14 protein-coding genes are annotated in these 19,497 nt (G+C 73.2%); 10 read left to right on the top strand and 4 right to left on the bottom strand.

The features are described from left to right. Positions 1-94: 94 nt before the first annotated feature. Together D7231_RS20835 and D7231_RS20830 are read right to left on the bottom strand one after the other, a co-directional pair. On the bottom strand, positions 95-781 hold the full coding sequence (locus tag D7231_RS20835) for a GDSL-type esterase/lipase family protein (RefSeq protein WP_120757169.1): 687 nt from the start codon (positions 779-781) through the stop codon (positions 95-97). 285 nt (positions 782-1,066) lie between these two features. Beyond that, entirely contained in the window at positions 1,067-1,381 is a 315-nt protein-coding gene (locus D7231_RS20830) for a hypothetical protein (RefSeq protein WP_228774065.1), read from the bottom strand. A gap of 272 nt (positions 1,382-1,653) precedes the next feature. Here D7231_RS20830 and D7231_RS20825 point away from each other — a divergent pair, with 272 nt between their 5' ends. After that, positions 1,654-2,763, top strand: coding sequence for a TolB-like translocation protein (locus D7231_RS20825; RefSeq protein ID WP_120756990.1), 1,110 nt, complete (start codon positions 1,654-1,656; stop codon positions 2,761-2,763). Positions 2,764-2,879: 116 nt separating this feature from the next. Here the strand turns inward: D7231_RS20825 and serC are convergent, their stop codons facing one another. Next, entirely contained in the window at positions 2,880-3,998 is a 1,119-nt protein-coding gene (gene serC, locus D7231_RS20820) for a phosphoserine transaminase (RefSeq protein WP_120756989.1), read from the bottom strand. Between the two features lie 90 nt (positions 3,999-4,088). Between serC and D7231_RS20815 the strand changes: the two genes are divergently transcribed. The 7 genes from D7231_RS20815 to D7231_RS20785 all read left to right on the top strand — a co-directional run bounded on the left by D7231_RS20815 (position 4,089) and on the right by D7231_RS20785 (position 15,368). Further along, positions 4,089-7,115, top strand: a complete 3,027-nt coding sequence (locus tag D7231_RS20815; RefSeq protein ID WP_120756988.1) for an FAD-binding and (Fe-S)-binding domain-containing protein — start codon at positions 4,089-4,091, stop codon at positions 7,113-7,115. Between the two features lie 218 nt (positions 7,116-7,333). Further along, complete coding sequence (locus D7231_RS20810) at positions 7,334-9,055, top strand: acyclic terpene utilization AtuA family protein (protein WP_241999846.1); 1,722 nt, start codon at positions 7,334-7,336, stop codon at positions 9,053-9,055. Then, a complete protein-coding gene (locus D7231_RS20805) occupies positions 9,052-10,671 on the top strand; it encodes an acyl-CoA carboxylase subunit beta (protein ID WP_120756986.1) in 1,620 nt (539 codons plus the stop codon). The genes D7231_RS20810 and D7231_RS20805 overlap by 4 nt, the downstream gene beginning before the upstream one ends. A gap of 88 nt (positions 10,672-10,759) precedes the next feature. Next, entirely contained in the window at positions 10,760-12,883 is a 2,124-nt protein-coding gene (locus D7231_RS20800) for an ATP-binding protein (protein WP_120757167.1), read from the top strand. Further along, positions 12,880-14,037, top strand: coding sequence for an acyl-CoA dehydrogenase family protein (locus D7231_RS20795; protein ID WP_120756985.1), 1,158 nt, complete (start codon positions 12,880-12,882; stop codon positions 14,035-14,037). The genes D7231_RS20800 and D7231_RS20795 overlap by 4 nt, the downstream gene beginning before the upstream one ends. 15 nt (positions 14,038-14,052) lie before the next feature. Next, positions 14,053-14,781, top strand: coding sequence for an enoyl-CoA hydratase family protein (locus tag D7231_RS20790; RefSeq protein WP_120756984.1), 729 nt, complete (start codon positions 14,053-14,055; stop codon positions 14,779-14,781). Then, positions 14,769-15,368, top strand: coding sequence for a TetR/AcrR family transcriptional regulator (locus tag D7231_RS20785; RefSeq protein WP_120756983.1), 600 nt, complete (start codon positions 14,769-14,771; stop codon positions 15,366-15,368). The genes D7231_RS20790 and D7231_RS20785 overlap by 13 nt, the downstream gene beginning before the upstream one ends. Before the next feature lie 39 nt (positions 15,369-15,407). On the opposite strand, the gene D7231_RS20780 is transcribed toward D7231_RS20785, so the two are convergent. Next, positions 15,408-16,526 (bottom strand): citrate synthase 2, encoded by a 1,119-nt coding sequence (locus D7231_RS20780; RefSeq protein ID WP_120756982.1) that lies wholly within the window; start codon positions 16,524-16,526, stop codon positions 15,408-15,410. A gap of 462 nt (positions 16,527-16,988) precedes the next feature. Here D7231_RS20780 and pdxH point away from each other — a divergent pair, with 462 nt between their 5' ends. Both pdxH and D7231_RS20770 read left to right on the top strand, forming a co-directional pair. Further along, entirely contained in the window at positions 16,989-17,618 is a 630-nt protein-coding gene (gene pdxH, locus D7231_RS20775) for a pyridoxamine 5'-phosphate oxidase (protein ID WP_120757166.1), read from the top strand. Positions 17,619-18,072: 454 nt separating this feature from the next. Then, positions 18,073-19,488, top strand: a complete 1,416-nt coding sequence (locus D7231_RS20770) for a PAS domain-containing protein (protein WP_391475099.1) — start codon at positions 18,073-18,075, stop codon at positions 19,486-19,488. Positions 19,489-19,497 lie beyond the last annotated feature (9 nt).

The following is a 19,497-nucleotide window of genomic DNA, read 5'->3' as shown; positions in this document are numbered from 1 at the left end:
GCCCTCAGCGCGTGGCGAGAGGCCTTGAGCGCGGCACGTCACGAGCGCCTCTGCCCGTACGGGTAGAGGCGCATCGCGCCCCAGCGGCGAGCGCCTACGCCCCCGCCCCGTACGCCCCGCCCACGTCCCACGCCTGATGCATCGCATCCGCGAAGGCACCGGCGAGGCGGTGTTCGCCGGCCGCGTTGGGGTGCGTCCCGTCGTACGTGTCGCGGTCGATGTCCCAGCCCTCGGGGCTGGAGGCGAGGAGCAGCGGCGAGCCGGGGGTGGAGAGGTCGGCGACGGTCTTGCCGAGGAGTTCGTTGAAGCGCTCGCACTCGGCGGCGAACGGCGGGTCGTTGGCGGCGCGGACGTTCCGGATGACGGGCAGCAGCACGGCCCGTACGCGCGGGTTGGCGTCGCGCGCCTCGGCGACGAAGCGGCGTACGTTCCCGGCCGTCTGCTCGGCGTTGGTGTAGAAGCCCAGGTCGATGAGGCCGAGCGAGACGAGCAGGGTGTCGGCGCGGCCGGCCCGGACCGCGTCCCCGATGAGCGGGGCCATGTGCTGCCAGCCCTCGCCCCAGCCGGCGAGGTGCGCGCGGGCGCGCTCGGGGAACTCGGGTGCGCCGTAGGCGTACGAGACGGGCGCGTCGGCGGCCGGGTCGTACAGCTCGCTGCGCGGGCCGACGATCTTGTACGGGCCGCCGTACGTCGCGTTGAGGTGCTGCCACATGCGGTAGCGCCATGTGAGGTCACCGGCGCTACCGATGGTCATCGAGTCGCCGACGAACATGATCCGCATGTGCACATCATCGCGGATGGCGGGGCGGGTACGGCGCACGAGGGTGGCGTACGGGGCGGGCGCGGCGCCGCGCATTCCTCGTTCCGTCTTCCCCTCGGAGCGTGAACGAAGCATTTCGCCGGGCCCGGCCGAGGTCAGGTCGCGGAATTCGAAAATACGGAAATGCGTACCGGAAGGACGGGTTCATAAAAGCGGCGGCGCCGTCCCGCCGGCATTCCGGCGGGGCGGCGTCATCACCTCAATGCCTCATTCCGGTTTCGGCCGCGGACCGGCCGGCGCTGCCCGTCAGGGGCTGTCCGTGTGGCCGTAGCTGGAGACCCGGCCGTGGCCGGAGCAGTCGCCTCTGAAGATCCAGTAGCCCTGGCCCACCCAGGCGCCGTACAGCACCGTGCCGTCGGAACAGCGCGTCCATGACTGGGACGCGCCGTAGTCGACGCGGCAGTTGGCCGTCCACACCGTTCCGTTGTTCCGGTAGCTGTCGCAGGACGAGACGTGCGGTGCCGGTGCGGCCGAGGCGGCCGTGGCCCCCACCAGGCTGGTGCCGGCCGCCATGATCGAACCCACGGCGGCATAGGCCAAGCGGCGCTTGATGCGCGTCATTGCTTTCCCTCCCTGGAACTGGTTGCCGTTCGGTCGGAAACCTATACGGGCCGGCCGCGTACGGTAGTGCGGGAATTCGCCAATGCGTTCTTTTCTCTGGGCAGTTTTCGGCCGTGGGAATGGCGAATATCCAGCGCATTCGCCGGCTCGTCCGGGTCGCGGTGCAGATGGGGGAGGCGCGCGGGAAAGGGGGAGTGTCGAGTTCCGGGCGGGTGACGTGGTGCGGCGATGCTCACTCCTGAGGGCCCCGCCCGGATGGCAGGCTTGGCTCCATGCGCCCACGCCCGTACCCCGCCGCCGCACGCGCCGCCCTCGCAGCCACCGCGCTGACCGTGCTGTCCGCGCTGGTCACCCCGGCCGTGCTGCTGCCCGCCGGCCCGGCCCTGGCCGACGACGGCGCCGCCGCGCGGCCGGCCGCCGGCGCCTCCCCTTCCGCCTCCTCCGCCTCGTCCGGCGCTTCCGCCCAGGCCTTCACCATCGAGGACCCCCGGATCAAGGAGTCCAGCGGCCTGGCGGCCAGCCGCACCCATCCCGGCGTGTACTGGACGCACAACGACAGCGGCGACGGCGCGTACGTCTACGCCGTCGACGGCCGCACCGGCCGTACGGTCGCCACCGTCACCCTCGCCGGCATCGAGCCGCGCGACGTCGAGGCCATCTCCATCGGCCCGGACGGCGACATCTACCTCGGCGACATCGGCGACAACTTCGGCGGCCGCTGGCCGGAGGTGTGGATCTACCGCTTCCCCGAGCCGAAGACCCTCAAGGACGCCACCCTCACCCCCACCCGCTACACCGTCCGCTACGACGACGGCCCGCGCGACGCCGAGTCGCTGATGGTGCATCCGAAGACCGGGCGCGTGTACATCGTCAGCAAGAAGCGCTCCGGCAAGGGCGCCCTGTACGAGGCGCCGGAGCGGCTCTCCGCGTCCGGCGTCAACGTCTTCCGGCGGACCGCCGACATCGACCTGTGGGCCACGGACGGCGCGTTCTCCCCCGACGGCACCCGGCTCGTCGTCCGCGGCTACTTCGACGCCCGCGAGTACCGCTGGCAGGACGGCCGCCCCCGGGAGATCGGCCGCCCGGACGTACCGCTCCAGCGCCAGGGCGAGTCGGTCACCTTCACCGCGGACGGCCGCACCCTCATGTACGGCTCGGAGGGCAAGGGCAGCACGGTGCAGCCGGTCGCCCTGGACGGCGACCTGCTGCCGGACTCGGCACCCAAGCGCCCGGACGACGCGAAGAACGGCGACGGCGCCACGGACCGCCGGTCCGGCAGCAACAGCGGCGCCGACAACCGCAACCTCCTCGTAGGCGCAGGCGCCCTAGCGGTGGTGGCAGGCCTGGCAGTAGGCCTACGCCGCCTGCTACGGCGCCGCTGAGGCTTCACCGGCGGGACCCCTGACGCCGAGCACGCCCGGGCGGGCCGGGGGTTACGCGGCGTTACGCGACGGACGGCCCCGCGGATCACCGCGGGGCCGTCCGTCGCGTCACTTCGTCAGAGCTGTTCGATCACGTAGTCGACGCAGGCCGTCAGGGCCTCGACGTCCGACGGGTCGATTGCCGGGAACATCGCGATGCGCAGCTGGTTGCGGCCCAGCTTGCGGTACGGCTCGGTGTCGACGATGCCGTTGGCGCGGAGGACCTTGGCGACGGCCGCCGCGTCCACGTCGTCCGTGAAGTCGATCGTGCCGATGACGGCCGACCGCTTGGCCGGGTCCGTCACGAAGGGCGTCGCGTGCTTGGAGGCCTCGGCCCAGCCGTAGAGGGTGCGGGCGGAGGTCGCGGTGCGGCGGACCGCCCAGTCCAGGCCGCCCTGGCCGTTGAGCCACTCCAGCTGCTGGTTCAGCAGGAAGAGGGTGGAGAGGGCCGGGGTGTTGTACGTCTGGTTCTTGAGGGAGTTGTCGATCGCGGTCGGCAGGGAGAAGAACTCGGGGACGTGCCGCCCGGAGGCGTGGATGCGGGCCGCGCGCTCCAGGGCCGCGGGGGAGAAGGCCGCGAGCCACAGGCCGCCGTCGGAGGCGAAGGACTTCTGCGGGGCGAAGTAGTAGACGTCGGTCTCGGCGATGTCGACGGGCAGGCCGCCGGCGCCGGACGTGGCGTCGACCAGGACGAGCGCGCCCTCGTCGGCGCCCTCGACGCGCAGGATGGGCGCCGCGACGCCGGTGGAGGTCTCGTTGTGGGTGAGGGCGTAGACGTCGGCGCCCGCCTCCGCCTTCGGCTCCGGGTGGGTGCCGGGCTCGGAGGAGATGACGGTCGGCTCGGCCAGCCACGGCGCGAGCTTCGCGGCCTTCGCGAACTTGGAGGAGAACTCGCCGAAGGACAGGTGCTGCGACTTGTTCTCGATCAGGCCGTGCGTCGCGACGTCCCAGAAGGCCGTCGAGCCGCCGTTGCCGAGGATCACCTCGTAGCCGTCGGGCAGGGAGAAGAGTTCGCGCACGCCGTCGCGCACCGAGCCGACCAGGTTCTTGACCGGGGCCTGGCGGTGGGACGTGCCGAGCAGAGAGGTTCCGGTGGCAGCCAGGGCGGCGAGCGCCTCCGTACGCACCTTGGACGGGCCCGCGCCGAAGCGACCATCGGCGGGCTTGATGTCAGCGGGGATCTGGATATCAGCCACGGACGCAGCCTAGTCCGTGCGGAGTTTTTGATCAGTAAAACGTCCGTTCGGTGAGACGGGGGAGGGGGGAGGGCGTGCAGTATGGGCCTTATGGCTGATCTTGTGGAGAGTGAGGCTGAAGGCGGCGCGGGCGGCGCGGACCGCGAGGAACTGGCCGCCGCCCTGCGGAAGGCCGTGCGCGGCGACGTCCGCTTCGGGGCCGCCGACCGGGCCCTCGTCACCATGGACGCCTCGAACTACCGGCGCGTGCCCCTGGGCGTGGTCGCCCCGCGCGACGCCGACGACGTGGCGGCCGCGCTCGCCGTCTGCCGCGCGCACGGGGCGCCGGTCGTCGCCCGCGGCGGCGGCACGTCGGTTGCCGGGCAGGCCACGGGCGAGGGCGTGGTGCTCGACTTCACCCGCCACATGCACGCGATCGTGGCGATCGACCCGCAGGCCCGTACGGCCGTCGTCCAGCCGGGCGTCGTCCTCGACGCGCTGCGGGACGCGGCGGGCGCGCACGGCTTGACGTTCGGCCCCGACCCGTCCACGCACGCCCGCTGCACGCTCGGCGGCATGATCGGCAACAACGCGTGCGGCGCGCACTCCGTGGCCTGGGGGACGACCGCCGACAACGTGCACGCGCTGGACGTCCTCACCTACGCGGGCGAGCGGGCCCGGCTGACCCGGGGGTGGGCGGGGCTGCCGGAGCGGCTCGCCGAAGGGCTCCGGGGCCTGGTCGGCGGCGAGTTGGCGGTGCTGCGCACCCGCTTCCCCGACCTTCCGCGCCGCATCTCCGGGTACGCGCTGGACGCCCTGCTTCCGGAGCGCGGCACCGACGTGGCCCGCGCCTTCACCGGCAGCGAAGGCACGCTCGGGGTGCTGACGGAGGCCACCGTACGGCTCGTGGAGGCGCCGCGGGCGCGCGCCCTGGCCGTGCTGGCGTACGCGGACGAGAGCGCCGCCGCGGACGCCGCCCACCTGCTCCTGCCGCACGGGCCCCTGACGGTCGAGGGCATGGCCGCCGACCTGGTGGGCGGCGCGGCCGCGGCCGGCCTGCCGGAGGGAGCGGCCTGGCTGTTCGCCGAGACGGGCGGGGCCACGGAGGCCGAAGCGCGGGCGCGGGCGGAGCAGCTCGTACGGGCCGCCGCCCCCGGGACCACGGGCGCCGTCGTGGTCACGGACGCGGCCGGGCAGCGCGCCCTGTGGCGCGTACGGGACGACGCCGCCGGCACCGCCACCCGCATGCCCGACGGCACCGAGGCTTGGCCCGGCTGGGAGGACTGCGCCGTTCCGCCCGCCCGCCTCGGCGCCTATCTGCGCGACTTCCGCGCCCTCCTGCGCCGCCACGGCCTGCGCGGCGCGCCCTACGGGCATTTCGGCGACGGCTGCATCCACGTCCGCATCGACTTCGACCTGCTCCGCGCGGACGGGGTGCGGCGCTTCCGCGACTTCTCCGGCGAGGCCGCGGAGCTGGTGGTCGCCCACGGGGGCTCCCTGTCCGGCGAGCACGGCGACGGGCAGGCGCGGGCCGAACTCCTGCCGAAGATGTACGGGGCGGAGGCCGTCCGGCTCTTCGAGCGCTTCAAAGACCTCTGGGACCCCGACGGCGGCCTCAATCCGGGCATGCTCGTACGGCCGTACGCGCTGGACGAGAACCTCCGCTTCGACGTGCTCCCGCGGCGGCCCCTGCCGGTCGTCTTCGGCTACGCGGACGACGGCGGCGACTTCGCGGGCGCGGTGCGGCGGTGCGTGGGCGTGGCCAAGTGCCGCGAGACGGCGGCGGGTGGTGCGGGCGGTGCGGGTGTCATGTGCCCGTCGTACCGCGTCACGCGCGAGGAGCAGCACTCCACGCGCGGCCGCGCCCGGCTCCTGCACGAGATGCTCGCCGGCGAGGTCGTCACGGACGGCTGGCGGTCGGAGGAGGTCCGCGAGGCGCTCGACCTGTGCCTGGCCTGCAAGGGTTGCCGCAGCGACTGCCCGGTCGGCGTCGACATGGCCACGTACAAGGCGGAGTTCCTCCACCACCACTACGCGGGCCGGCTACGGCCCGCCTCGCATTACGCGATGGGGTGGCTGCCGGTGTGGCTGAGGGGGGTTGCCGCGGCTCGGGGGGCGCGTGTGGTGAACCGGCTGTCCGGCGCCGGGCCGGTGGCGGCGGTGGCGAAACGGCTCGGGGGGATCGCTCCGGAGCGGGCCGTTCCGCGGATCGCGGAGGAGACGTTTCTGCGGTGGTGGTGGGGGGAGCGGGGCGGCGCGGGAGCGGGGGGCGGTTCGGGAGGCGGTGCAGACCTTGTCTTGAGCGGCCGTACCGGGCCCGTCTCGACCGGCGGTACCGGCCCCATCCCGACCAGCGGTACCGGCCCCGTCCCGACCGCCGGCACCGACCTCGTCCTCTGGCCCGACACCTTCACCAACCACCTCTCCCCGGACACCGGCCGCGCCGCCGTGACCGTCCTGGAGTGCGCCGGGCTCCGCATCGCCGTCCCGCCGAAGGCGCCCTGCTGCGGCCTGACATGGATCTCCACCGGCCAGCTCCACCGCGCCCGCCGCACCCTGCGCCGCACCCTCGCCCTGATGGCCCCCGCCCTCGACGCCGGCCTCCCCGTCACCGTCCTGGAGCCCAGCTGCGCGGCCTCCCTCCGCACCGACCTTCCCGAACTGCTCCCGGACGATCCGCGCGCCCATCAACTCGCCTCGCAGGTACGCACCTTCGCTCAGACCCTCGAAGAGCTCGCCCCGCACTGGCAGCCGCCCCGCCTGGACCGCCCCGTGGCCGGGCAGACCCACTGCCACCAGCACGCCGTCCTCGGCGACGCCGCCGAGCGCCGCCTCCGCGAGCGCGCCGGCCTGGTGGGTGAGCTGAGCGGCGGCTGCTGCGGCCTGGCGGGCAACTTCGGCTTCGAGAAAGAGCATTACGAGGTCTCCGTGGCCTGTGCGGAGGAGCAGCTGCTGCCCTCGCTCCAGGAGGCCGCCCGGCGCGGCGACGGCGCGGCGGTCCTCGCCGACGGGTTCTCCTGCCGCACGCAGATCGCCCAGCTCGCGGGCGACGGCCCGCGCGCCGTCCACCTCGCCGAACTCCTCGCGGAGGCTATCCGTGCGGAGGCGCTCCGCGCCGCCGGCGGCCTGTCCGCGTAACTGGCCGAAAATAAAGGCAAGCACGCTTGATTGTTTTTGCTCGCGCTGCCACGCTCTCTCCGTCCTGACACGATCTCCTGAGGGAGCGGCCCGCAGTGACAGACCCCGCATGTCCCTTACGGACGAGCCCTTTAGGGGCGAGCTCCTTACGGACGAGTCCCTTGCGGATCGGCAACGCCTCCGGCTTCTACGGCGACCGCTTCGACGCCCTCCGCGAGATGCTGACCGGCGGCCCCCTCGACGTCCTCACCGGTGACTACCTCGCCGAGCTCACCCTGCTCATCCTCGGCCGCGACCGCCTCAAGGACCCCTCCCGCGGCTACGCGAAGACGTTCCTCGGCCAGCTGGAGGAGGGCCTCGGCCTCGCCGCCGACCGCGGCGTGAAGATCGTCACCAATGCGGGCGGCCTCAACCCCGGCGGCCTCGCGGAGGCGATCCGCGGCCTCGCCCGCCGCGTCGGCGCCGACGTCCGCGTCGCCCACGTCGAGGGCGACGACCTGCTGCACGAGCCCGGCCGCGACTGGGGCCGGGACGTCCTCACGGCCAACGCCTACCTCGGCGGCGCCGGCATCGCCGCCTGCCTGCGCGCGGGCGCGGACATCGTCGTCACCGGCCGCGTCACCGACGCCGCCCTCGTCACCGGCCCCGCCGCCGCGCACTTCGGCTGGCTCGCCGAGGACCTGGACCGGCTCGCCGGCGCCGTCGTCGCCGGGCACGTCCTGGAGTGCGGCGCGCAGGCGACCGGCGGCAACTACTCCTTCTTCACGGAGCACTTCACCGAGCACGACGTGCGCCGGCCCGGCTTCCCGATCGCCGAGATCCACCCCGACGGCTCGGCCGTCATCACCAAGCACCCCGGCACGGGCGGCGCCGTCACTGTCGGCACGGTCACGGCCCAGCTCCTCTACGAGACGGGCGGCCCGCGCTACCTGGGGCCCGACGTGACCGCCCGGCTCGACACCGTCCGGCTCACCGACGACGGACCCGACCGCGTACGGATCAGCGGCGTCCGCGGGGAGGCCCCGCCCTCCACGCTCAAGGTGGGGCTCACGCGCGTGGGCGGCTGGCGCAACGAGGTCGTGTTCGTGCTCACGGGCCTCGACATCGAGGCCAAGGCCCGCCTCGTACGGGCACAGATGGAGGACGCCCTCGCGAAGCGCCGGCCGGCCGAGGTCCGGTGGACCCTGGCCCGTACGGATCACGCCGACGCGGACGTGCAGGAGGAGGCCAGCGCGTTCCTCCGCCTGACCGTGCGCGACCCCGACCCGGAGGCCGTCGGCCGCGCCGTCAGCGGGGCCGCCGTCGAGCTGGCCCTGGCCGGCTACCCCGGCTTCCACGTCACCGCGCCGCCCGGCCCCGGCTCCCCGTACGGCGTGTTCGAGGCCGCGGCCGTCGACGCGTACGCCGTCCGGCACATGGCCGTGCTGCCGGACGGGACGCGGCTGCGGGTGCCTCCGGCTCCCTTGGCCGCCGCCGCAGATCCGGCCTCGGGATCCGGATCGGGGTCGGGGCCGGTCTCGGGATCGGTCTCGGGGTCGGCCTCGGGTCCGGCGTCGGCCTGTGTCCCCGTCGAGGCTCCCGCGCTGCCCGTGCCGCTGCCGCCCGGGCCCGTTCGCCGTGCCCCCCTCGGGCTCGTCGCGGGAGCCCGCAGCGGCGACAAGGGCGGCTCGGCGAACGTGGGCGTGTGGGTCCGGTCGGACGAGGCGTGGCGGTGGCTCGCCCACGAGCTCACCGGCTCCCGCTTCCGCCAGCTCCTGCCCGAAGTCGCCAGGCTGCCCGTCGAGCGGCATGCCTACCCCGGGCTGCGCGCCCTCAACTTCACCGTCGACGGGCTGCTCGGCGCCGGCGTCGCCTCCCAGGCCCGCTTCGACCCGCAGGCCAAGGCGCTGGGGGAGTGGCTTCGCTCCCGCCACGTGGACATACCGGAGGTGCTGCTGTGACAGTGCTGTCGTCTTCCCTCGACGTGGCGGGCCCCGACTACGCCGCCGCCCGCGCCGCGATGCTGGAGCGGCTCGACGCGGTCGGCGCGGAGCACGCCCGGGCGCTCGCGGGGGGTGGGGATAAGTACGTCACCCGGCACCGCGCGCGCGGCAAACTGCTCGCCCGCGAGCGCGTGGAACTCCTCCTCGACCCCGACACGCCGTTCCTTGAGCTGTCACCCCTCGCGGGCTGGGGCAGCGACTACACGGTGGGCGCGTCGATCGTCACGGGCGTGGGTGTGGTGGAGGGCGTCGAGTGCGTCATCACCGCGAACGACCCCACCGTGCGGGGCGGCGCCAGCAACCCCTGGACGTTGAAGAAGGCCCTGCGGGCGAACGAGATCGCGTTCGCCAACCGGCTGCCGGTCATCTCGCTCGTGGAGTCAGGCGGCGCCGACCTGCCCAGCCAGAAAGAGATCTTCATCCCGGGCGGCGGGCTGTTCCGGGACCTGACCCGGCTGTCGGCCGCCGGCGTGCCGACGGTGGCCGTCGTGTTCGGCAATTCGACGGCCGGCGGCGCGTACGTACCCGGCATGTCCGACCACGTGATCATGGTGAAGGAGCAGGCGAAGGTCTTCCTCGGTGGGCCGCCGCTGGTCAAGATGGCCACGGGGGAGGAGAGCGACGACGAGTCGCTGGGCGGGGCGGAGATGCACGCGGGCGTTTCCGGCCTGGCGGACCACTTCGCCGTTGATGAGCTCGATGCGCTGCGGCTCGCCCGGCGGGTCGTCGGGCGGCTCAACTGGCGTAAGGCCACCCCTGATCCCGATCCTGATCTCGATCCCGCGGGGTTCGTTTCGCCGCCCTTGTACGACGAGGACGAGTTGCTCGGTGTCGTGCCCGGGGATCTCAAGGTGCCCTTCGATCCTCGCGAGGTCATTGCGCGCGTTGTCGACGGCTCCGATTTCGACGAGGTCAAGGCCCGGTACGGCAGGAGTCTGGTCGTCGGGTGGGCCCGTCTTCACGGGTACCCCGTGGGCATCCTCGCCAATGCGCAAGGCGTTCTCTTCAGCGAGGAGTCGCAGAAGGCCGCGCAGTTCATCCAGCTCGCCAATCAGCGTGACGTGCCCCTTGTTTTCCTGCACAACACGACCGGATACATGGTCGGGCGGGAGTACGAGCAGGGCGGCATCATCAAGCACGGCGCGATGATGATCAATGCGGTGGCGAACTCCCGTGTTCCGCACCTGTCGGTGTTCATGGGCGCGTCCTACGGCGCCGGGCACTACGGCATGTGCGGGCGCGCCTTCGATCCGCGGTTCCTGTTCGCCTGGCCGAGCGCGAAGTCCGCCGTCATGGGGCCGCAGCAGCTTGCCGGGGTGCTGTCGATCGTGGCCCGGCAGTCCGCGGTGGCGCGGGGGCGTCCGTACGACGACGAAGCCGACGCGGCGCTGCGGGAGATGGTCGAGCGGCAGATCGAGGCGGAATCGCTCGCCATGTTCCTCTCCGGGCGGCTCTACGACGACGGTGTCATCGATCCGCGCGACACGCGGACGGTGCTGGGGATGTGTCTTTCCGCCATTCACTCCGCGCCGGTTGAGGGTGTGCGGGGTGGGTTCGGTGTTTTCCGGATGTGACGGGCTTCTCGGTGCGACGGGCTTCTGAGAGTTACGGGCTTCTGGGTGTGACGGTCGTTCGGGTGTGACGGTCTTCGGGGGTGGGTTGATGATCGGGTCGGTGCTTGTCGCCAACCGGGGTGAGATTGCTTGCCGCGTGTTCCGTACGTGCCGGGAGCTGGGGATCGCTTCTGCGGCCGTCTATTCGGATGCCGATGCCGGCGCGCTGCACGTACGGCAAGCGGATGTTGCCGTGCGGCTGCCCGGTGCGGCCGCCGCGGACACGTACTTGCGCGGGGACGCCGTGGTGCGGGCCGCGCTCGCCGCGGGCGCGGACGCCGTCCACCCGGGGTACGGGTTCCTCTCCGAGAGCGCGGCGTTCGCGCGGGCCGTCGGCGAGGCGGGGCTGGTGTGGATCGGGCCGCCGCCCGCGGTGATCGAGGCCATGGCCTCGAAGACGCGCGCCAAGCGGATCATGTCGGAGGCGGGGGTTCCGGTGCTGGTGGCGGGGGAGCCGCCGCTTCTCGTGAAGGCCGCCGCGGGGGGTGGGGGGCGGGGGATGCGGGTCGTCCGTGACCTCGCCCTGCTCGACGCCGAGGTCGCCTCCGCGCGGGCCGAGGCCATGGCCGCCTTCGGGGACGACGAGGTCTTCGTCGAGCCGTACGTGGAGGGCGGGCGGCACGTGGAGGTGCAGATCCTCGCCGATGCGCACGGCACGGTGTGGGCGCTCGGGACGCGGGACTGCTCGTTGCAGCGGCGGCACCAGAAGGTGATCGAGGAGGCGCCCGCGCCCGGCCTCGGCCCGGAGCTTGCGGAGGAGCTGACCCGGGCCGCGGTGGCCGCGGCGCGGGCGATCGGGTACGTGGGGGCGGGGACGGTGGAGTTCCTTGTGACGCCGGAGGGGCGGCCCTTCTTCCTGGAGGTGAACACGAGGCTCCAGGTGGAGCATCCGGTGACGGAGGCGGTGTACGGGCTGGATCTCGTTGCGCTCCAGATCCGGGTGGCGGAGGGGGCGGCGCTGGGCGCGGGGCCGCCCATGGCGTCCGGCCACGCCGTGGAGGCCCGGCTGTACGCGGAGGATCCGGGGGCGGGATGGCGGCCGCAGGTGGGGGTGGTGCGGGAGCTGTCGGTGGGGGTGCGGTGCCGGGGGCTCCGGGGCGGGGGTCCGGGGCCGTATATTTACGGGCCCGAACCCCTGACGTATGCGGCGCCCCCTCCCGCATCGGGCCCGCAAATACACGTCAGCGCCCCGGACCCCCACCCCTGCGCCCCCGTCACCTCGCGCATCAGCCGGCCGACCGCCGCTCACCACGCACGTCAGCACGTGCTCCCTCAACGGGCGGGCGGGTGGGCGGAAACCCGCGCCGAAGGCGCGGGATACGTCCGTGTGGATACGGGGTTCGGGCCTGGTGACACCGTCACCTCTCACTACGACCCCCTCCTCGCAAAGGTGATCGCCTGGGCCCCCACCCGGCCGGAGGCCATCCGCCTGCTGGCCCGCACGCTGGAGCGTGCCCGCATTCACGGGCCGGTGACCAACTGCGATCTCCTCGTACGGTCGCTTCGGCATGAGGAGTTCGCCGCTGGGCGCATGAATACAGCCTTTTATGGCAGTTACTTGGCTGAGTTGACTGCGCCGCGCCGTGAGAGCTCCGCAATCGCGGCCCTCGCCGCCGCGATTGCGGACGCCCAGGGGCGCTCGCGTTTCGGCGGCTGGCGCAACCTTCCCTCTCAGCCGCAGGAGAAGCGCTACCGCTCCGTACCGGACGGCGAGGCGTACACCGTGCGGTACCGCCTCACCCGGCACGGCCTGGAGGTCGAAGGCGGGGTCCGCCTTCTGGAGGCGTCCCGCGATCACGTGGTGCTGGAGGTGGGTGGGCTTCGTGTCCGGTACGACGTGTCCGCCTATGACGACCGCATTCATGTGGATGCTCCGTCCGGCTCGTACGCCTTCATCCCCCTGCCCCGCTTCCCCGACCCCACGGCCGCGCCCGCCGCACCCGGCTCCCTCCTGGCCCCCATGCCCGGCACCGTCGTCCGCCTCGCGGACGGGGTTGCCGAGGGTTGCCCGGTCAAGGCCGGACAGGCCCTGCTGTGGCTGGAGGCCATGAAGATGGAGCACCGCGTCGTCTCGCCGGCCACCGGCACGCTCACCGCCCTGCACGCCGTCCCCGGCCACCGGGTCGAGGTCGGGTCCCTGCTCGCCGTCGTCACCGAGGAGCCGACGCCATGAGCCTCATCGAATCCCAGGAACACCGCGACCTGCGCACCGCCGTCGCCGCGCTCGGCAAGCGCTACGGGCGCGCCTACGTCACCGAAGCCGTCCGCGACGGCCGGCACCCCGACGAGCTCTGGGCCGAAGCCGGCAAGCTCGGCTATCTGGGCGTGAACCTCCCCGAGGAGTACGGGGGCGGCGGCCGCGGCATGACCGAGCTCGCCATCGTCCTGGAAGAGCTCGGCGCCGCGGGCTGCCCCCTGCTGATGATGGTCGTCTCACCCGCCATCTGCGGCACCGTGATCGCCCGCTTCGGCACCGACGCACAGAAACAGCGGTGGCTGCCGGGACTGGCTGCCGGAACGCTCCGGATGGCCTTCGGCATCACCGAGCCCGAAGCCGGCTCCAATTCCCACCGCATTACGACCACTGCCCGGCGCGAGGGCGACGGGTGGGTGCTCAACGGCCGCAAGGTCTTCATCTCGGGGGTCGACGTCGCGGACGCGACGTTGATCGTGGGGCGGACGGAGGACAGGGCCACCGGGAAGCTCAAGCCCTGTTTGTTCATCGTGGAGAGGGAGGCGCCTGGTTTTCTGAAGAGTCCCATTCCCATGGAACTCGCCGCCCCTGAGAAGCAGTTCGAGCTTGTCTTTGAGAATGTGCGGCTGGCCGGCGACGCCCTCGTCGGCGACGAAGACGCCGGGCTCCTCCAGCTCTTCGCCGGTCTCAACCCCGAGCGCATCATGACCGCCGCCTTCGCCCTCGGCATGGCCCGCTACGCCCTCGCCCGCGCTGTCGACTACGCCCGTACCCGCACCGTCTGGCGCGAGCCCATCGGCGCCCACCAGGCCGTCGCGCACCCCCTGGCCCAGTCCCACATCGAGATCGAGCTCGCCCGGCTGATGATGCTCAAGGCGGCTCATCTCTACGATGCGGGCGACGACATGGGGGCGGGAGAAGCGGCCAACATGGCCAAGTACGCCGCCGCCGACGCCGCCGTCCGCACCGTCGACCAAGCCGTGCACACCCTCGGCGGCAACGGCCTCGCGAGTGAGTACGGGCTGGCCTCCCTGCTCACCGCGGTGCGCGTGACGCGGATCGCCCCGGTCAGCCGGGAGATGATCCTCAACTACGTGTCGCACACGACGCTGGGCCTCCCCAAGTCGTACTGAGAAAGGTGGCTTCCTGTGACGTTCGTCCGCCGCTCCTCCGAGCACGGCATCACCACCCTGACCCTGGACTCCCCGCACAATCGCAACGCCCTGTCGGCACGGTTGGTCTCCGAGCTGGTGGAAGGGCTGGTGGAGGCCGGGGAGGACGCGGGGGTGCGCGCCGTGCTGCTGGCCCATACCGGCAACACCTTCTGCTCCGGCGCCGACTTGACCGAGGCGGGCGCCGACGGGCCGCAGGCCCTCGTACGGCTTATGCGCACCGTCGTCGAGCTGCCGAAGCCGGTGGTCGCCTGGGTGAACGGTCACGCGCGCGCCGGCGGCCTGGGGCTGCTGGGCGCCTGTGACATCTCCGTGGCGGGGGAGGGCGCCACGTTCGCCTTCACCGAGGCCCGGATCGGGCTCGCGCCCGCGGTGATATCCCTGCCGCTGCTGCCGCGCCTCGACGCCCGTGCGGTCGCCCGCTACTACCTGACCGGCGAGCGGTTCGGGGCGGCCGAAGCCGTACGGATCGGGCTCGTCACCGCGGGGGAGGACGCGCTGGGGGCCATCGTGGACGGGCTGCGGCGCGGCTCGCCGCAGGGGCTCGCCGAGTCGAAGGCCCTGGCCACGGCTGATGTGCGGCGCGCCTTCGAGCGTGACGCGGAGGCGCTCACCGCCCTGTCCGCCCGCCTCTTCACCTCTCCCGAGGCCCGCGAGGGCATGACCGCCTTTCTGGAGCGCAGGGAGCCGGTATGGGCCCGCTGAGCCTCCCCAAGCAGGACCGCAGCCGCGCCACGCGGCAGCGGCTCCTGGAGGCGGCGGTCGCCTGCCTCGCCGAGCGCGGCTGGGGCGGGTCGACGGTTTCCGTCGTCGCCGAGCGCGCCGGCGTCTCGCGCGGGGCCGCCCAGCACCACTTCCGCACCCGCGAGGAGCTCTTCACCGCCGCCGTCGAGTACGTCGCCGAACAGCGGTCCGCGGCCGTACGGGGCCTGCTGCCCCAGGTGCAGCTGATCACCGGCCCGGCCCGTACGCACATGGCCGTCGGCCAGCTCGTGGACCTGTGCACGGGACCGCTGTTCCGCGCCGCCCTGCACCTGTGGGTCGCCGCCTCCGACGACGACGCGCTGCGCACCCCGGTCACCGAACTGGAGGCGCGCGTCGGCCGCGAGGTCCACCGCATGGCCGTGGAGCTCCTCGGCGCCGACGAACGCCGCCCCGGCGTCCGCGAAACCGTCCAGGGCTTCCTCGACATGTGCCGGGGCCTGGGCCTCGCCCACCTCCTGACGGACGACACCGCCCGCCGTGAGCGGGTGGTCCGGCACTGGACGGCGGTCCTCAGCAACCTGCTGTGAGGGCGGGCGGTTGCGCCGTCCGCGCAACCGCCCCCGCGGTCAGGCCGCCGACGCCGTCTTCCCCGTGATGTCCGCGAAGCCCTCGATCTCGCGCGGGTCGCGCGTACCCGGGCCCACGTAGCGCGCGGACGGGCGGACCAGGCGGCCCGTGCGCTTCTGCTCCAGGATGTGCGCGCTCCAGCCCGCCGTGCGGGCGCAGGTGAACATCGACGTGAACATGTGCGCCGGGACCTCGGCGAAGTCCAGCACGATGGCCGCCCAGAACTCGACGTTCGTGGCGAGGACACGGTCCGGGCGGCGGTTGTGGAGCTCCTCCAGGGCCGCCTTCTCCAGGGCCTCGGCGACCTCGTAGCGCGGCGCGGCCAGCTCCCGGGCCGTGCGGCGCAGGACGCGGGCGCGCGGGTCCTCGGCGCGGTAGACGCGGTGGCCGAAGCCCATGAGGCGCTCGCCGTTGTCCAGGGCGCGCTTGACGTACGCCACGGCGTCGCCCGTGCGCTCGATCTCCTCGATCATGCCGAGGACGCGGGACGGCGCGCCGCCGTGCAGCGGGCCGGACATGGCGCCGACCGCGCCGGACAGCGCCGCGGCCACGTCCGCGCCGGTGGAGGCGATGACGCGGGCCGTGAACGTGGAGGCGTTCATGCCGTGCTCGGCGGCGGACGTCCAGTAGGCGTCGACGGCCTTGACGTGCTTGGGGTCGGGCTCGCCGCGCCAGCGCTTCATGAAGCGCTCGACGACGGTCTCCGCCTTGTCGATCTCGCGCTGCGGCACCATCGGCAGGCCCTGCCCGCGCGCCGACTGGGCGACGTAGGAGAGGGCCATGACGGCGGCGCGGGCGAGGTTGTCGCGGGCGGTGGCCTCGTCGATGTCGAGGAGGGGCTTGAGGCCCCACACGGGGGCCAGCATCGCGAGCGCGGACTGGACGTCGACGCGGATGTCACCCGAGTGGACGGGGATCGGGAACGGCTCGGCGGGCGGCAGGCCGGGGTTGAACGAGCCGTCGACCAGCAGGCCCCAGACGTTGCCGAAGGACACCTGGCCGACCAGGTCCTCGATGTCGACGCCTCGGTAGCGCAGAGCGCCGCCTTCCTTGTCGGGTTCGGCGATCTCCGTCTCGAACGCGACGACTCCTTCGAGTCCGGGTACGAAGTCGGACATCAGGCGGCTCCTCGTGACGTGTGCGACAGCTGGGGCGCGAGGCCCGGTCGGGCGCGGCTGCTGCCTGTCCCTGGTGCGGTCCGCGGTCCGTGCGTCGCTGCGTACGGCCTTGCGGGTCCCTCATCGGTCAACCGGGTCATGCCCCGTGCGACGGGTCTTCACCCGGTTCCGCGCCCGGACCCCTGACGGGCGGGCTCGTTCCGGATTCCGGCCGGAAACGATAGCCGGTGATGTGCGGGTACCACAGCTTCCCGCCCTGCGATTTTGGGGGGTTCGCCACATGCGGCGAAAGGTGATGTCCGGCACAGTGGGGGTTTTGCGCGCGGGAGGATTACGGAGGGCCGGCCGGGGGCAAGCTCATCTGCTGCCGGGTGAAGCCCCTGCTGACAGGATGGGCCCGTGACCCATGCCGACGAGTTCCCCGCCCCCGAGTTCCACGGCGGTGCGCTGGACGCCGCAGCCATGCGCGAGCAGTACCGCTCCGAGGGCCTCTCGGAAGCGGAGCTCGCCCCCGATCCGTACGAGCAGTTCGCGATCTGGTTCGCCGAGGTGTTCGCCGCGGGGCTGCGGGAGCCCAACGCCATGGTCGTCTCCACGGCCGATCCCGACGGCCGGCCCAGCTCGCGGACCGTGCTGCTCAAGGGTTACGACCACCGCGGATTCGTCTTCTACACCAACTACGGCTCCCGCAAGGCCGCCGACCTCGCGCGCAACCCGTACGTCTCGCTGCTCTTCCCCTGGCACCCGATCGGCCGTCAGGTCATCGTCGCCGGCACGGCCGAGCGCGTGGACCCGGCGGAGACGGCCGTCTACTTCCACTCGCGGCCGCGCGGCTCGCAGCTGGGCGCGTGGGCGAGCGCCCAGTCGGCCGTCGTGGCCTCGCGCGAGGAGATCGACGCCGCGTACGAGCGGCTGCTCGCCCGTTATCCGGAAGGGGAGCCGGTGCCCGTGCCGACGGGCTGGGGCGGCTATCGCGTGACCGCGGAGAGCGTGGAGTTCTGGCAGGGGCGCGAGAACAGGCTGCACGACCGGCTGCGGTATGTGAGCGAGGGTGACGGCGAGGGCTGGCGGGTGGAGCGGCTCAGCCCGTAAGGCCTGTACGGCCCGTAAGGCTCGTAAGGCTCGTAAGACCCGTATGGATCGTGACGCCCGTAAAGCGATAAAGCGATAAAGCAGACGATCCGTGGGCCGGTTACCGCCGCGCCCTGGGGCGCCGCGGTGCCGAGCGGACGACTCGGCGGCCCACGGATCGGGTGACTGCTCGGGATTGGCCGGCGCATCCCCCGGCTGCAGTCCGGGAGGCTCCGGCGTTGCGCTTGGCGCGACGACGGGCGCTAGCCCGCAGTCACCTCACGCGTCCGGACTGAAATCATGTCCCGAACCACCTCCCTTCTCGTGTGCGCACCACCCTAGGAAGCACGCCGGTGAGCGACAACCGAATTTCCGGTGGGCAACGATTTCCCCGAAGGCGGTGTGGTGCCCGTCACGGTCGAGTTGAATGACCCGTCGTGCAGGACATGCAGACGCGTCCAGCTGGGGGTACCTCGTGACCGCACCACACAAGTCAGGGCCTGCCCGCCCGGCGATCCCGGCACCCGGTGCCGGGGAAGCCGCGGGCGGCGCCGCCGAACGCGCTTCCGAGCGAGCCTCCGACAGCGACGACTCCGGCCTGCTCGCTGCGCTCCTCGACGGCATGGACACCGCGCTGTGCGCCTTCGACGCCGACGGCACGGTCACCCACTGGAACCGCGAGGCCGAACGGATACTGGGCTGGACCGCTGCGGAGGCCGTCGGCCGGCAGGGCCTGGCCGGCTGGGCGGTGCGGGCCGCGGACGCCGCCGAGGTCGCGGCCCGGCTGGCCGAGGCGATGGCGTCCCCCGGGCGGCACGTCCACGAATTCGCGCTGCTCACCAAGGACGGCGGGCGGGTGCTGGTCCGCACCCAGCTGTCGGCGGTGCCGGGCGCGGGCGAGCGGCCCGCCGGGGTGTACTGCGCGTTCAGCGAGGTGCACACCCAGATCGACCTGGAGCGCTCCATCGCGCTCAGCGAGGCCCTCTTCGGGGACGCGTCGTGGGGCGTCGTGCTCGTCGACGCCGACCTGCGGCCCGCCCTCGCCAACGCCCACGCGGCGCGGGCCCTGCGCACGGGCCGCACCGCGCTCCTCGGCCGCCCGCTCGGCGAGCTGCTGGAGCAGGGCGTGGAGGAGGTCGAGGGCGCCCTCCAGCACGTCCTCGCGGCCGGCGCCCCGCCCGCCCCCACCGACCTGTGGGTGACCCTCCGCGACCAGGGCGGCGCCCCGCCCGAGCGGCGCTGCTGGCGCAGCGGCTTCGTGCGGCTGGCCTCGCCGCTCGCCGAGGAGCCGGTGCCGCTGGGCGTGGCCTGGCTGTTCCTGGACGTCACCGCAGCCCGCCTCACCGAGCAGGACAGCGCCCGGCTGCGCTTCCGCGCCAGCCAGCTGCACCGGGCCGGGCGGGCCGTCGCCGAGTGCGAGGACCCCATGGAAGCGGCCTCCCTCTACCTGGACTTCGCCCTCGCCGGCTTCGCCGACCACGCCCTGATCGACCTGCTCCCCGAGCCGCAGGCGAACCCCGATTCCCCGGTCCGGCTGATCAGAGCCACCACCACGCCCGCCGGCACGCCGGGCCCCTGCCCGGCGACGGGCCGCGGCGGCCTCCCCGTGCCGTACCCGGAGGGGCATCCCGCCGTGCAGGCCGTCGAGCGCTGCGGCTCGGTCCGCGCGGCCTCCGACTGCACCGAGACGTGGGCCACCGTCCGCAAGTGGCCCGAGGGCACGGTCCACGCCCTCGCCACGGCCCTGCGCAGCCGCGGCCGCACGCTGGGCACGGTCACCTTCCTCCGCGGCCCGTCCCGCCGCCCCTTCGACCGCTCGGACGCGACGTACGCGGAAGACATCGCGTGCCGGGTGGCGGCGTCGATCGACTTGGCGGGCCCGACGCCGTAGGGCTGCGGG

The organism is Streptomyces klenkii (genome assembly GCF_003626645.1).
Classification (GTDB): domain Bacteria; phylum Actinomycetota; class Actinomycetes; order Streptomycetales; family Streptomycetaceae; genus Streptomyces; species Streptomyces klenkii.
This window is presented reverse-complemented; position numbering and strand designations above follow the sequence as displayed.

What these genes read in the sequence shown, in the direction of transcription:
- D7231_RS20800 (WP_120757167.1), top strand. Translation starts at nt 10,760, where the DNA reads ATGATCGGGTCGGTGCTTGTCGCCAACCGGGGTGAGATTGCTTGCCGC.
- D7231_RS20795 (WP_120756985.1), top strand. Translation starts at nt 12,880, where the DNA reads ATGAGCCTCATCGAATCCCAGGAACACCGCGACCTGCGCACCGCCGTC.
- D7231_RS20785 (WP_120756983.1), top strand. Translation starts at nt 14,769, where the DNA reads ATGGGCCCGCTGAGCCTCCCCAAGCAGGACCGCAGCCGCGCCACGCGG.
- D7231_RS20830 (WP_228774065.1), bottom strand. Translation starts at nt 1,381, where the DNA reads ATGACGCGCATCAAGCGCCGCTTGGCCTATGCCGCCGTGGGTTCGATC.
- D7231_RS20810 (WP_241999846.1), top strand. Translation starts at nt 7,334, where the DNA reads ATGCTGACCGGCGGCCCCCTCGACGTCCTCACCGGTGACTACCTCGCC.
- pdxH (WP_120757166.1), top strand. Translation starts at nt 16,989, where the DNA reads ATGCGCGAGCAGTACCGCTCCGAGGGCCTCTCGGAAGCGGAGCTCGCC.
- D7231_RS20780 (WP_120756982.1), bottom strand. Translation starts at nt 16,526, where the DNA reads ATGTCCGACTTCGTACCCGGACTCGAAGGAGTCGTCGCGTTCGAGACG.
- D7231_RS20815 (WP_120756988.1), top strand. Translation starts at nt 4,089, where the DNA reads ATGGCTGATCTTGTGGAGAGTGAGGCTGAAGGCGGCGCGGGCGGCGCG.
- D7231_RS20835 (WP_120757169.1), bottom strand. Translation starts at nt 781, where the DNA reads ATGCGGATCATGTTCGTCGGCGACTCGATGACCATCGGTAGCGCCGGT.
- D7231_RS20825 (WP_120756990.1), top strand. Translation starts at nt 1,654, where the DNA reads ATGCGCCCACGCCCGTACCCCGCCGCCGCACGCGCCGCCCTCGCAGCC.